Below are 15,458 nucleotides of genomic sequence, written 5' to 3' on the forward strand. Positions count from 1 at the left end.
AAAGGTTTGCTAAAAATATGTTAAATGTCATTCATGCTCTTTTTTTTAGAGAGTTAAAGACAAGATTTGGTATCAATAAATATCTAGGCTATTTTTGGGTGATTGGTGAACCTATGATGGTGGTTTTAGTAATTACTTCTATAGTTGCACTTATTAGAGAATTTCATCATCAAATCATGCCCGAAGGTGTTTCTATCTTTTTATTTTTAGCAGTAGGTATTATACCTTTTTTTATGTTTAGAAGTATTATTACCCAACTTTTAAATGGTATCAGTTCTAACCTGACTTTATTTGCGTATAAACCTGTTCGTCCCATACATGTGTTTGTTGCTAGAACCATGCTTGAGTTTTGTATTTATTTTACTATTTTTATTTGTGTAATGTTTTTAGCAGGTTGGTTTTTACATATGCAAGTGATACCTAAGCATTTTTTAGAAGTGTTATTTTCGATTTTTTTACTTGTAATGTTTGGTTTTGCCTTAGGGCTTTGTTTTGCTATAGCAGGGCATTTTGCAGAGCCTTTAAAAATGGCATTAAATTATTTAAATATAGTACTATACTGGACAGCCTTGGTGGTATTTCCTATATGGATAGTGCCAAAACCTATTTTGGATATTTTGTATTATAATCCGCTTTTGCATATTATGGAGCTTTTAAAATATAATTTTTTTCAAAATTACCCTTTGCTTGATGATTATAACTATTACTATCCTATTGCATGTTTAAGTGTGATTTTATTTTTAGGATTGTTTTTTTATTATTTTACTAGAGAAAAGTTGATAGCAGTACGATGATAAAATTAGTTAATTTAACCAAATCTTTTCCTTTGCGTAATGGTGAAAGACATTATGTTTTTAGAAATTTAAATTTTGAATTTCCTGAAAACTGCAGTATAGGTTTGATGGGACGTAATGGTGCTGGAAAATCCACCTTAATGAAGCTTTTAAGTGGTTCATTGCTTCCTGATAGAGGTAAAATTATAACTAATAAAAAACTTTCTTGGCCTTTAGGCTTAGCAGGAGCTTTTCAGCACAGACTCTCAGCAAGAGACAATGCACGTTTTGTTGCAAGAGTGTATGGCTATAAAGGAAAAACTTTAGAAGAAAAGATTAAATTTGTAGAAGATTTTGCTGAGCTTGGTAAATTTTTTGATGAGCCTATGAATACTTACTCAGCAGGCATGAGCGCTAGGATTTCTTTTGGTTTAAGTATGGCGTTTGATTTTGATTATTATCTAATCGATGAAGCAGGTGCGGTGGGGGATCCTAAATTTAGAGAAAAAAGCACTAAGATCTATAAAGAAAAACTTAGCCAATCAAAAGTTATTATGGTTTCACATAATGTAGCTGAAATTAAACAATGGTGTGATAAAATTATATTCATGCAAGATGGACAAGCTACGATATATGATGATGTAGATGAGGGTATAGCAGTGTATCAAGGAAAAATAAATGCAAAAAAATGAGTTGTTGAAAAAACTTAAAAATTTAGAAATATTATATTCTTTTAAATTGGTATTAATTTTAACCGCACTAGTGGTATTTTACTATGTCTTTATAGCAGCCAATCGCTATGTAAGCGAAAGTGTGTTAAGTGTAAAATCAACCACGGGCGATAGTGGCGCTATCACTGGTATAGCTGCTTTTTTGACTAACAATTCTTTTTCAAGTGATGATATTAATTATCTAAAATCTTATATTCATTCTTTAGATATGTTAAATATTTTAGAAGAGAAAATTCAAATTCGTGAACTTTATCAAAAACAAAAACTTGATTTTTTTTATAGCATTGCACCAAATGCAGACCAAGAAGATTTTTTAGAGTATTATCAAAGCCGTGTTAAAATTATCCAGGATAATTCTTTTAATGGAATTTTAAGGGTTGAAGTGGAAGGCTTTGACCCACAAAGTGCTCATTTAATCGCTTCGACGATAGTAAAAGAAAGTGAAAAATTTATTAATGAAATTTCTCATAAAGCAGCACGAGATCAAATGCAATTTGCTGAAGAAGAGCTTTTGCAGTTTAAAAAAAGATACCAAAAAGCTAAAGATGCACTTTTAGCCTTTCAAAATAAATATGGAGTATTTGATCCACTCAAACAAGCAGAAGGCACTTTAAAACTCATAGCTGAGCTTGAATCAAGAATAGCCGCAAAAGAAGCAGAACTTTTGATGATGCAAAGTTATATTAATGATAATGCACCGCAAATTGTGACAATCAAAAGTGAAATAGATGCATTAAAAAAACAACTTCAAAAAGAAAAATCCAAAGTTTCTTCACCAAAATCTTCTCAAAAGCTTAATGATCTTGCAGCTAAATTTCAAGATCTAACTATAGAAGCAGGTTTTGCAGAGAGCGCTTACACTGCTGCATTAAAAGCTTATGAGAGTGCTAGGATAGAGGCTTTAAGAAAGATCAAACAAGTTGTGATTGTACAAAGTCCAAGTTTACCACAAAGTGCAAAATACCCAGAAGCTTTGTATAATATACTTACGGCTTTTATGATTTTGTCTTTGATATTTGGAATTGTAAAATTTGTTAAAATGATTATAGAGGAGCATAGATACTAATGAAAAAGTTATTTTTATTTTTAATTTTACCTTTGTTTTTATTTTCTGCGGTAGATGTTTCTCAAATCGCAAAAATTCAAAGTCAAAACCAAAGCATGGAACCACAAATAATAAATTACGACTATAATCAAAGTGATATAAATCAAACTGCAACTAAGGTTTTTGGTGCACATTTATTTAATGGAAACTTTACTAAATTTACCCAACACGTTTATAACCCTGATTATAAACTAGCAGTAGGTGATAGGATTAATGTAAAAATTTGGGGTGCGGTAGAGTTTATACAAACATTAACGGTAGATTCTCAAGGCAATATCTTTATACCTAAAGTTGGCGCGATTAATCTTTTAGGCGTGAAAAATAGTGCTTTGGTGCAAGTTATCACAAAAGCGATTAATAAAATTTACAAAAGCAATGTCTATGTATATGCAGATATGGATATTTATCAAAATGTTTCAGTATTTGTCACAGGAAATGTGAATCAACCAGGACTTTATCAAGGATTGAGTTCAGATTCTATCATACAGTATTTAGATAAAGCACGCGGGATTAATTTGGAATATGGTAGTTTTAGAGATATTCAAATTTTAAGAGATAATAAAGTCATTAAAAAAGTAGATTTGTATGATTTTTTACTTAAAGGTCAGATGGATTTATTTCCTTTTAGAATGGGAGATGTGATTTTAGTAGGTAGTGTGCAAAAATATGTATTTGTAGAAGGAGATGTACAAAAGCCTTTTAGATTTGAACTTAGCAATGATATTTTAAATTTAGAAGATATAGCTAGAGTCGCAGGTGCTAAGCCTATAGTTACCAACGCAGTAGTAAAAAGCTATAGAGAAGATCACAAGCTTCATGTGCAAGCTTATAGTAAAAAGCAGTTTTTAGGTGTAGGTTTGCATAATGGCGATGAGATAGAATTTAGACCCGATTATACAGCGCAAAACATTAGCATTAGTATAGAAGGTGAGCATAATGGTTTGCATTCGGTGGTGATAAGAAAAGGCACAACCTTAGCAGAGCTTGCTAAAATGATCGCAGTCAATGAACAATCAAACATTAATGCTTTGCAAGTTTTTAGAAAAAGTGTGGCAGCCACGCAAAAACAGTTAATAGAAGCTCAACTCAAAGAACTTGAAACACTAGCTTTAACTAGTTCTTCAGTTAATGCTGAACAAGCTAGCATTAGAGCTACTCAAGCTAAGACTATTTTAGAATTTATTGCACGTGCAAAGCAAGCTCAGCCAAAAGGACAGATCGTTATTGATAATGTTAAAGCGTATAATTCTATAGTATTAGAAGAAGGTGATGTGGTAAATGTACCTAGTAAAAATAATCTTGTTTTGGTTCAAGGTGAAGTTTCTATACCAGGTGCATTTGTATATATGGATAAAGAAAAATTAAGATATTATATTAACCTAGCGGGTGGCTTTAGCGATAGAGCTGATATATCAAGAGTTTTGGTGATTAATGCTAATGGTAAAGCAACTAAATACAGCGGTAGAAGTTCAGCAGATATCAAAGCAGGAGATTCGATTTTAGTTTTACCGAAAGTAGACAGTCAAAATTTACAAATTTTTAGCATGTTAACACAAATTTTATATCAAATTGCGATTGCAACTAATGTAGTGTTAAATATATAGGATTTTCAATGAGCCAAATAGATGCGATTAAAATAGCCAAAGAAGTTTTTGAAATCGAATCAAAAACGATTTTAGATTTATGCGACACCTTAAATGAGGAATTTAGTAAAGCAGTTGAGTTGATTTTGTCTATTAAAGGCAGGTGTGTTGTAAGTGGTATGGGTAAGTCAGGTCATGTAGGAGCCAAGATAGCTGCAACTTTAGCTAGTACAGGCACCCCGAGTTTTTTTATGCATCCGGGTGAAGCATTGCATGGAGATCTTGGAATGATCGCGAGTGAAGACGTGCTTTTGGCTATTTCAAATTCAGGAGAAACCGAAGAGGTTTTAAAGCTCATACCAGTGATCAAAAAAAGAAAAATTCCTTTGATTGTCATGGCGGGAGATCAAAACTCTACCTTAGCAAAACAGGCTGATATTTTTATCAATATCGCGGTAAAAAAAGAAGCATGCCCACTTCAACTTGCTCCAACTTCATCTACCACCGCTACTTTGGCAATGGGCGATGCCATAGCAGTGGCTTTAATGAAAGCAAGGAATTTTAAACCCGATGATTTTGCGTTATTTCACCCAGGAGGAAGCTTAGGTAAAAAGCTTTTAACCAAAGTAGGTGATTTGATGGTATCAAGCAACCTGCCTATAGTCAGCCCTAACAGTGAATTTAACGAATTAGTTGATGTGATGACTAGTGGTAAATTGGGACTTTGTATAGTTGTTGAAAATGAAAAATTAGTTGGGATTATCACAGATGGGGACTTAAGAAGAGCATTAAGAGCAAATGATAAGCCAAGATTTGACTTTAAAGCCAAAGAAATCATGAGCGAGAGTCCAAAAACCATAGAAGCAAGTGCCATGGCAAGCGAAGCAGAAGAGTTGATGCTAAAACATAAGATCAAAGAAATTGTTGTTACACAAAATGAAAAAATAGCAGGTATTATACAACTTTATGCGATAGGAAATGTGTGATGGTCACGGTTATTACATTTGGAACTTTTGATTTGTTTCACTATGGACATTTAAGAATTTTAGAAAGGGCGAGCGAGTTGGGCGATAGGCTTGTTGTAGGAGTTTCTTCAGATATGTTAAATTTTGCAAAAAAGGGACGAAAGCCTATTTGTAGCGAATGTGAGAGAATGAAAATTATTTCAGCATTAAAATGTGTTGATGAGGTTTTTTTAGAGGAGTCTTTAGAGCTTAAAGAAGAATATATTAAAAAATATCAAGCTAATATTTTGGTTATGGGGGATGATTGGAAGGGAAAATTTGACTGTTTTGATAAAATATGTGATGTTGTGTATTTAGAAAGAACACCTAGTATTTCTACTACTGAAATTATAGAAATGATTAAGACATGACCTTTAAGACTAGTTTGCAAAAATCCTTAAGGGATTCTAAAGGACTTTTTTTTACGCAAAAAATTTTAGCATTTTGCATAGTTATGTTATCGCAAAAAAAAATAAATCACTTGAAATTACTATTTTTTTTAAAAATTTGTATTTTTATACGACAAAAGATAGCGTATTACTATCAAGCTGAGCTTGATTTTTATCGCTGTGAACATTTTAAAGCTCTTGAACATATTGACTATTTTTTAAAATTTTATCCTAATCATATGGAAGCTAAATATCTTAAGGCTCAAATATTATTTTTATGCGATAAAAAGCAAGAAGCATGGGAAATTTTAATTGGTTGTTTAAAACAAACAAAGAGGATAAAGACTTGGTTGTTTTTAAGCAAGATGGTTGTAAATCAAAACGATGTGAGCAAATTAGAAAATTTATATTTAAAATTTCAACAGAATTATTCTCAAAAAGAGCAAGTGATAATAAATAAGCATTTAATAACCGCTTTTAAGAAAAACCATGATTATGCTCGAGCTAAAGAGTATTTAAAGAAAAATATAACACACTTTTCTTTGGAGGTTGTGAATAAAAAAAGTAAATTGGTAAAACAAGATGCAATAAATGCTTTAAGAGATATAAAGAAAATTTTTGATAATTCCAATATTGATTTTTTTTTAGTTAGCGGGACATTTTTAGGCTGCATTAGAGAGGGTGGTTTTATAAGTCATGATTATGATATTGATATTGGAATTTGGAGTGAAGATTATAATGATGAAATAAAAAATAAAATTTTAAAATACGGTGTTTTTGTGCAGTATGATTTGGATTGGATTGGAGGTTTAAAATTAAAGCATATTAATGGTGTAAAAATAGATGTATTTTTACATTTTAAAGAATCTGATAAGATATACCATCAAGGAGAAGTAGTAAAATGGTGTAACACTACACTCCAGCTGCGAAAATATAACTTTATGGGTGATGAATATTATGGATTTGAAAATTTTGATAAATATTTAAGTGAAAATTATGGAAATTGGAAAATAAAAAAAGTAGATTTTGATAATATTTTGGATACTCCAAATGCCGTTGTTGTAAACAACAAAGCATTTATTGTTCATTTATATCAATTATTGATGAGTCAATATGCGAAAAATAATAAAAACAAAATATTATTCTATTTAGAGCGATTTGGTGAAAAAATATAGAAAGGATATATTTGATGTTTTGGATTTATTATTTTTTAGGTATGTGGTATTATCAAAAAAAGAAAGATTATAAAAAAGCTCAAAGCTGTTTTTTAAGAGCGCTAAAAAGAAGAGAAAAACATGCAAAATGCAACTTTAAACTTGGTATGAGTTATTTTAAGTTAAAACAGTGGAAAGAGGCAAATGAATTCATATCTAAAGCTTTGATTATAGATCCATCAAAAAAATCTTGGCACACTCAATTGATGCAAACAGAAAATCACCTAAACAGTATGTTTTTTAGACCACAAAAATTGTGGTGGAAGGAAGTTGAGGATTTGAAAAAGCAAATCCAAGATAAAGAAAAAAATTTTTTTATATGCAGAGACCTTGCAATAGCTCTTGAAAATATGAAAAGATATCATGAGGCTGCAAGTTATTATGAGCAAGCTATCAAGCTTAGTGATAAAAAAGAATCAATATTATACTATAAATTAGGTTATTGTTATGAAAGTAAAGGGCATGATAGTGAGCCAAATATTGAGTTAGCACAAAAATATTACAATAAAGCCATTAAATATGATGAGAATCTAGAGGCAGAAAAATTTGGTGTTGGAATTTTTCATGAGAAGCAAGGGCTTTGGAGGGAAGCAAATAAAGCATATCTAAAGCGTTATGAAGAAGCAAAAAAAATGAATAATGATGATTTGTTATATAAAATAGCTTTTAGTTTTGAAACATTACATGATTACTGTAACGCTGAATATTATTATAAAAGAACACTAGAGATAAACTATCAAAGACCATACACTCACTATAGATTAGCCCTTATACTTGAAAAACAAAAAAAACTTGAAGAGGCAGTTGAATTTTATAAAGAAGCTCTTAGAAGAAGTAGTGAACATAAATCTTATTGGTATTTTCGCTTATGTAAATGTCTGAATTCTTTAGGCAGATACGAAGAATCTGCAAAATTTTTAAATGAATCTCAAGTTTTTCAAAATAAACCTTATGGTTTATCAGAAAGTGTTTTGAAAGATAAAAACTTAAGAAGAAAAATATTCTATACTGAATGTTATGAGAATTTAAAAATCATTGATAATGTGATTTTATATGAAAGTTTCCATGGAAAATCAATGTCTTGTAATCCTTATGCTATATTTTTACATCTTTTAAAGCAAGATGAATTTAAAGCTTATACTCATGTATGGGTTGTAAATAATCTTAACAATGTAAAAGCAAATTTTAAAAAAATGCAGAATATTGTTTTTGTTGTTAGAGGTAGCGATCTTTATTTAAAGTATTTAGCTAGTGCCAAATATCTCATCAACAATGTAACCTTTCCTGATTATTTTATTAGAAAAGAAGGACAGAGATATTTAAATACTTGGCATGGTACGCCTATTAAATATTTAGGTAAAAAAATAAAAACCGGTTTTATGGAGCATGCTAACGTACAACGAAACTTTTTACATGCAACGCATTTAATCCATTCAAATTTATATACAAAAGATATTTTGGAGAATGATTATGATATTAAAGACTTGTTTTCCGGTGTTTCTATTTTAACAGGATACCCTAGAGTTGATTTATCTTTGTCTAATGATGTTTCTATTAAAAAAGATTTGGGAGTTAAGGATGATCAAAAGGTATTACTTTATGCGCCAACTTGGAGAGGTGGCTTAAATAAACAGTATTTTGATTTTGAACGTTTAAAGAATGATATCTTGGAACTTCAAAAAAGTAATTTTAAAATTTTAGTATCAGTTCATCATGAGATTGAGCATTTGTTTGATAATGAACAATTAAAGGATGTCTTGCTTCCATCTTATATGGAAATGAATGAGTTGTTGCCCATTGTAGATGTTTTGATTACGGATTACTCTTCTGTAATGTTTGACTTTATGGTTTTAGAGAGACCTATTATTTGTTATGTGTATGATTATGAGTATTATAAACAAGAGAGGGGGTTGTATTTTGATGTAGATGAAATAACACGCCATGTTTGTAAAACAATAGAAGATGTAAAAGAAGTTTTAAATTCCAAAGATTTATTTGTAAAAGATAATTCACATTTGACTAGTTTGAAACATAAATTTTATGATTTAGAAGATGGAAAATCTAGTGCGAGAGTAGCTTCAACTTTCTTTGATGATATGGAAAAGAAAGACACGAAAAACTGCAACAATGTTTTATTTTATGTAGGACCATTTATACCAAATGGCATTATGAGTTCTTTTAAAAATTTAGTACACCATTTACAAAATTTAGATTTTAATATTTTTGTGTCTATTGATCCTGCTTCGATATGTTCTCATGAGGAAAGATTGGAACAGTTTTATTTGATATCTGAAAAGGTTAAAATTTTACCAAAAGTGGGTTCCTTAAATTTAACTTTAGAAGAATTTTATATAGAAAAAGAAAGTCTTAACAAAGAAAAGTCTTTGCAAAATTATAAAAGAGAATTTAAAAGATTATATGCAGATGCAAATTTTAAAGCAGTGATTAATTTCGAAGGTTACAATGTATTTTGGGTAAAATTGTTTTCTAGTGTTGATAATAATATGATTTTTTTACACAATAATATGCAAGGTGAATTTGAAAAAAAATATTCTTACCTTGAGCAAAATTTTAAATGCTATAAAGACTATAAAAAAATTCTCTCTGTTTCAAAGCAGACAAATGAAGAAAATGAAAAAAATCTAGCTAATGCATATGACATTGAAAAAGACAAATTTGATTTTTTAGAAAACACTATTAATTACAATGAAATCATAACAAAATCAAAAGAAAAACTAGATGAGACAACTGAGAATAAATATTTTAAAACAGATTATAAAGTGTTTATCAATATAGCTAGGCTTTCAGTTGAAAAAGATCAAGCCAAGCTTATAGAGGCATTTAAAGTTGTAAATGAGAAGTATCCTAAAACACTTCTTTTGATTTTAGGAGAAGGTCCACTAAAAGAAGATTTGCAAAATTTGATTAAAAAGTTAGATTTAAAAAAGAAAGTTTTTCTTCTTGGCAGGATTTCTAATCCTTTTCCATATTTGAAAAAAGCGGATTGTTTCGTAATGAGTTCAAACCATGAGGGGCAACCTATGACTTTGTTAGAGGCATTGGTTTTAAATAAAGCTATAGTTGCTACAGATATTCCAGGGAATGTTAGTGTGCTTGAGAATCGTGGTGGTTTGATAGTGGATAATGCTATAAAAGGATTGGTGTATGGAATGGAGCGATACTTGTTAAGTAAAATAGAAAGAAAAGATTTTGATTGTGTTGGGTATAATAATGCTATATTGTATAAATTAGATGAAATTTTTAAAGGATTAAATAGTGAGTGATATGTTAAATGTAGCTTCAAAAGCTACCATTAGTAGTAGTTCTAATAAAAAACAATCATACGAAGAAGGGATTTTAACTGAAGTTGAAGAAAATCCTTGGTGTTTGGTTGATTTAGGAAGAAATTTTCCATGTAGTAGCGTAAAAATTTATGATCTCAAAACTATAAATAATCTAAAGGTTGAAGTTTCTTCTGATCTTAAAGAATGGTGTGAATTGTCTGTTTTTAGTCAGAATGATAGTACATTATACTTGCAAATTTTACCACAAAGTCAAACAAGGTATATTAAAGTTAGTGCTATTGGCTGTATGAGCTTAGAATTTTCAAAATTAGAAGCTTATGTGACAGATTTGATTGTTTCTGCTAGAGATGATGCTTTGGGTTCTAGAATGTATGCTTTAGTAAATGGCATGATTATAGCGAAGAAGATCGGTTTTAATTTCGGTTATGTTTGGAAAGAAATTAACCATGACTTTCAGCAGGGAGATGATTTGGCTGGTATGAAGTTAGATGGAGAAGATGCCATTTTTTCAAAAAAATTTATAGAGCAGCATTCTTATAATGGTTATTTAAAAAGCAAAGGAATTTTATTTGGTTTTAAAGATAAAAATATTTTTTCATTAAAAGAGAAACCTTATCATTATCATTGGGGTTATTATGCTCCATTGGGATATGGTTTTGATGATTATGATGAAAAAAAATATCACAATGATTTTAAATCATGTTTTTTTGATATAAAATTTGCTAAACCGATTGATATGGTATTGCAGTTATCTAATGATACTTCTAAAAATATAGGTAGTTTTGTTGCTTTGCATTTAAGGGGTGGTGATATTATTCATGGGGAAGCTAGTAAAATTTATCAAAAAGCATGTTATTATAAAGTTTTTCCTGTAGAGATTGCTCTTGAGATTATCAAAATAGAATTAAAAAAGAAAATAAATATTGTTTTGTTTGGTGATGATTTGTATCTTCTTCGTGAGTTGCAAAAATATTCTAAAGAATTGGCAAAAGATTTTGGCGCAGATGTTTATATTGTTGATGATTTGATTGATAGGTCAAAATATTCTATTACTCAAATGGGATTTTATGAAATGGCATTGATGTCGAAGGCTCAAAAAATATATAGAGCAGGGAGTTCTTTGTTTTCTAGATTTGCACATGCCATAGGAGATGCGCAGATGATTAATATTTTCACTTATTTTACTTCTAAAGAAAGATATGAGATATTAAAGCGTAATATTGGTATATTAAAATTAAATTCAGAAAGAAGAAAAAGCTATGCATATTTTAATTTATATTTATTATCTATCGAATTAAAGTTAGATATAGATATATCTAAATATCATCTTATGCAAGCTATAGGGGTTTATAAAGAAAATAAAGTTTTTTACAATCTTTACTTAGCAAATTGTTACGCAATAGAGTGCAATTGCAGTCAATTAGAAGAGCTTTTAAAAGAAACCATTAGAGAGAATGATATAGTTTTTTTTAAAAATTTATTTTTGCTGTATGTTGGACAGACAAATCATAGTGAAATGGAAAATTTTTTAACATTATCTAAAAAGTGCGATTTATCAAAATTTCCATTTATTAGTTATGTTGTTTCGAAGATATATTTTCACAGAAAAAATTTCGAACGATCTGATTACTATTGCAATTTTGCTTCTAGTTTAAATTTTGAATCTTTTCTTCTTTTTAAAAAAGAATTAGTATTCGCTGTTCAAAAAGATATGCAATTAAAGCTAATAGAACAATATAAAGATTCATGGAATTTTGTGGAAATAGAAAAGATATATTCTATTAGTGCAGGGAAAAATCAGTTTCTAGAGGAATATGTAAGTTATTTAATCTTTACAGGACAATTTAAAAAAGCTTTGGACGCTTTAAAAAAATACCCAAGTATTGCTCAAATTCTAGACTTGTCAAAAGATGAGATGCTTCAAGATTTAGAAGCAATTTTGCAGGAAAAACTTGAGGATTTGACGCGAAACAAATATCGCATAAAGGATGACTATATTGCTGCTTATGTGGTTACAGAGTTAGTCGAGCAAAATAAGCATTGTTGTTTAGATTTGATATTTGTTTTATTGGAAAGAAGTATTTTAAAAAGCAGCAATACTCTTTTGAAAGCCTTTTGCATAAAAAAGGTAATTGATTATTTTTTCCCATACCGTGCTTTTTTTGAAAATAATAAAATTGTAATTTTAATATTAAATAAAATACACGAGGAATTTTTAACATCTATAGGTGGAAAGATATATTATGATATTTTATCTTGTAAAGTTAGCAATGTTAATTTCTCTAATATTCAAGTGCAAACTAGAAAAAGGGTGGCGGTTTGTATTTTCGGTGCGTTAAGGGGAGATTTTGTTGCTAGTTTAAAAAATATTGAAGAAACGATTGTTAAACCATTAAATGCAGATGTATTTATTTTTTCTTGGAATAGAGCATATATATGGGCTGGACTTGGTGGAAATGGCAACTGGGTAAAAAGATTTTTTGATGAAAATGTTGTTAAAAAAAGTCCTGTTGAAATTAGAAATAATGCGGGATTGAAAAATATGCTTCCATCGGTATTTGAGGAGTTATCCAAAGAATATTACAAGGATATTAAAAAAGCTGATTTTAAAGAGATTGCAAATTTAAAAAGAGTATGTCTTGAAAACCCCGATAATTTTGAAAAAAAATATACTACAAAGCTAAATAGAAGTAAAATGTGGTATGCTATATATAGAAGTTACCAATTGATGTGCGAGTACGAAAATGAAAAAGGTTTTAATTATGATTATGTTGTAGCCACTAGACCAGATAGGGATCATGAAGGTTTTTTAAAGTTAGCGCATATTGAAATGTTAAAATCTAATGAAATTTTAGAATTGCAAGGTCACTTAGGTCCAGCGGGAGAAAAATTCGCCGGTCCGCGAGATTCGATGAAGCGGTGGATGTGTATTTGGGAGTACGCACAATTAAATAAAAATATATCATTTTTTAAGGATTTTCCATTTTTGAAAATTTCGCCGCATCAGTTATTACATAATTGGTTGATTGTAAATGGTATTAGGTGTTATCCTTTGTATGGTAAAGATTTTAAGCTAAAGGACTTTAATCAATCATCTTGCATTAGAGGTTTAAAAATTCCTAATATTAAAGATGTATTGACTCAAGATCTTAAAAAATTAGAGAATTCTCACCAAAGGATAATACCAGAAATAATTGATTTTTTCGAAGTTTTGCAACAAAGAAATCATACTATGGTTTTAGGCGCGGTGGATGTAGTAAAAAGTCATTTGTCATATAAATTAGGACAAGAAACAATAAGGTGTAGCAAAGGGTTTGGGTATGTAAAACTTCCATTGGCGTTGTTTTGGGTATATATTAAGCATCAGCGCAAAATTACTTCGTTAAAGTTGCATGAGTATCAGGATTACAAAGAATCTCAGAAAATCATGAAATATTTTTCATATCGTTTAGGAAGTATTATTTTGAATGCTCATAAGAATTGGTATAAAGGAGGGTATATTAGACTTCCTTTTGTGATTGCTAAGTTAAAGCGTGAATTTAAAAAAAATAGGGATAAAAAATGAAAATAGGTATTATTGGTGCTGGTGTATCTGGTATGTCTGTTGCAAGACTTCTAAAAGATGACTTTGAAGTAGAGGTTTTAGAAAAATCTAATGTTGTAGGCGGTATCGCTAGAACAAAAGATGTTGATGGTAAGCCATACCATGTAAATGGCGGACATTGTTTTAATTCTAAATTCGATGATGTTTTGGATTTTGTGTTTAATACTGTATTAAGTAAAGACAAATGGAATTATTTGCCTAGAAAAGCTGAAATCTTGTTTAAAGAAAATTGGATTACATATCCTATAGAATTTTCAATTAAAGAAATAGATAATTTTGATACAAATTTGGCTTTTCAAATAACAAATGAAATGTTTAATGCTTCATATGAAAAAGGAAATAATCTCGAAGAGTGGTTTATAAATCATTTTGGCCCAACTTTGGCAAAAGAGTATTTTATACCGTATAATACTAAAATTTGGGGCATAGCGCCAAAAAATATGGATAATGTATGGATAGAAGATGAAAAGCAAATGAAACTTCCTGTTCCAACAAAGGAGAGTTTTTATAAATCATTGGTTGATAAAACAACCGATAAAATGTCTCACGCTGCTTTTTATTATCCAAAAACAAATAATCAAAATACCTTTATAGAAGCTATAGGAGAAAATGTAAATATTCTCACAAATTATGAAGTAAAAGAGATTAAAAAAGAAAACAGTCAGTGGGTTATTAATGGTGAAAAAAAATATGATATACTGATAAATACAAGTCCATTAGATCTTGTGCCTAAAATTTTAAAAGATGTTCCTGCTGAAGCTTTAAGTTGCTTTAAAAAACTTAAATATAATAAAGTTACAAATATTTTTTGGGAAACAGACGGAAGTCTAGATATTACTTGGGGTTATATTCCAGATTCAAGTATAGGTTTCCATAGAATTTCTAATACTGGCTCTATAGTGCAACCAAAAGGAAAATTTTGTACAACAGAGGCGATAGGTGAAATTGCTTATGATAAACTAGTGCGAGAAGGGCAAAAAATACCATTTTTGAAAAATCCACTTGATTATAATGTTACAGAACATGCTTATGTTTTTTTTGATCTAAACTATACTCAAGCAAAAACAGGTGCAATTTCATATTTAAATTCACTTGGAATTTTCTCACATGGTAGATTTGGTGAATGGGAGTATTATAATATGGATGTGTGTATTAAGAGATCTATTGATCTAGCCAAAAGTATAAAAGAAAGATATAAAGGAAGATAATGGCAATAGAATTTAATATACAAGAATCGAAAATTTTAAAAGGAGTATATATAATAACTCCCAATAAATTTAGAGATTTACGCGGAGAAATATGGACAGCTTTTACAAGTGAAGCTATAGATAAACTTTTGCCAGATAATCTTCAATTTATACATGATAAATTTATCCATTCTAGACATAATGTCATAAGAGGTGTACATGGGGATTATAAAACATATAAACTAGCTACTTGTGTTTATGGAGAAATCCATCAGGTTGTGGTTGATTGTAGGCAAGATTCACCTACTTATTTAAAACATGAAAAATTTATAATAAATCAAGATAACCAAAAAATTATTTTAGTTCCAGCTGGATTTGGAAATGCACATTATGTAAGTAGTGAAAGTGCAGTGTATTACTACAAATGTGCATATAAAGGAGAATATGTGGATGCGAATGAACAATTCACTTATGCTTGGAATGATGAGAGAATAGGGATTGATTGGCCAACAAAATCTCCAATCCTTTCAGAAAGAGATATTTTGGCTGCAAGCAAGGAGTGA

General features: G+C 29.7%; 11 protein-coding genes. All 11 read left to right on the forward strand.

What is annotated here, in order from left to right; all coding sequences use genetic code 11:
* Positions 1-17 precede the first annotated feature (17 nt).
* Entirely contained in the window at positions 18-794 is a 777-nt protein-coding gene (gene kpsM / locus A0083_RS01550; protein ID WP_197553677.1) for a capsule polysaccharide transporter KpsM, read from the forward strand.
* Positions 791-1,465 carry an ABC transporter ATP-binding protein gene (locus tag A0083_RS01555; protein ID WP_197553680.1) on the forward strand — a complete coding sequence of 225 codons (675 nt, stop codon included), beginning with the start codon at positions 791-793 and terminating at the stop codon, positions 1,463-1,465. The genes kpsM and A0083_RS01555 overlap by 4 nt, the downstream gene beginning before the upstream one ends.
* On the forward strand, positions 1,452-2,570 hold the full coding sequence (locus A0083_RS01560; protein ID WP_197553683.1) for a capsule biosynthesis protein: 1,119 nt from the start codon (positions 1,452-1,454) through the stop codon (positions 2,568-2,570). The genes A0083_RS01555 and A0083_RS01560 overlap by 14 nt, the downstream gene beginning before the upstream one ends.
* Complete coding sequence (locus tag A0083_RS01565; RefSeq protein ID WP_197553686.1) at positions 2,570-4,213, forward strand: polysaccharide biosynthesis/export family protein; 1,644 nt, start codon at positions 2,570-2,572, stop codon at positions 4,211-4,213. The genes A0083_RS01560 and A0083_RS01565 overlap by 1 nt, the downstream gene beginning before the upstream one ends.
* 8 nt (positions 4,214-4,221) lie before the next feature.
* On the forward strand, positions 4,222-5,178 hold the full coding sequence (locus A0083_RS01570) for a KpsF/GutQ family sugar-phosphate isomerase (protein WP_442861586.1): 957 nt from the start codon (positions 4,222-4,224) through the stop codon (positions 5,176-5,178).
* Positions 5,178-5,567, forward strand: coding sequence for an adenylyltransferase/cytidyltransferase family protein (locus A0083_RS01575; protein WP_197553689.1), 390 nt, complete (start codon positions 5,178-5,180; stop codon positions 5,565-5,567). The genes A0083_RS01570 and A0083_RS01575 overlap by 1 nt, the downstream gene beginning before the upstream one ends.
* A 257-nt stretch (positions 5,568-5,824) precedes the next feature.
* Complete coding sequence (locus tag A0083_RS01580) at positions 5,825-6,760, forward strand: LicD family protein (RefSeq protein ID WP_197553692.1); 936 nt, start codon at positions 5,825-5,827, stop codon at positions 6,758-6,760.
* Positions 6,761-6,774: 14 nt separating this feature from the next.
* Entirely contained in the window at positions 6,775-10,083 is a 3,309-nt protein-coding gene (locus A0083_RS01585; protein WP_232087563.1) for a CDP-glycerol glycerophosphotransferase family protein, read from the forward strand.
* The gene (locus A0083_RS01590) at positions 10,076-13,669 is read left to right on the forward strand and encodes a hypothetical protein (protein WP_197553698.1); all 3,594 of its coding nucleotides are present in this window, start codon (positions 10,076-10,078) and stop codon (positions 13,667-13,669) included. Before A0083_RS01585 ends, A0083_RS01590 begins: the two co-directional genes overlap by 8 nt.
* Positions 13,666-14,916, forward strand: coding sequence for a protoporphyrinogen/coproporphyrinogen oxidase (locus tag A0083_RS01595; RefSeq protein ID WP_197553701.1), 1,251 nt, complete (start codon positions 13,666-13,668; stop codon positions 14,914-14,916). Before A0083_RS01590 ends, A0083_RS01595 begins: the two co-directional genes overlap by 4 nt.
* Entirely contained in the window at positions 14,916-15,458 is a 543-nt protein-coding gene (locus tag A0083_RS01600) for a dTDP-4-dehydrorhamnose 3,5-epimerase family protein (protein ID WP_197553704.1), read from the forward strand. The genes A0083_RS01595 and A0083_RS01600 overlap by 1 nt, the downstream gene beginning before the upstream one ends.

Source organism: Campylobacter sp. 2014D-0216, assembly GCF_014931215.1.
In the GTDB taxonomy this organism is placed as follows: domain Bacteria; phylum Campylobacterota; class Campylobacteria; order Campylobacterales; family Campylobacteraceae; genus Campylobacter_D.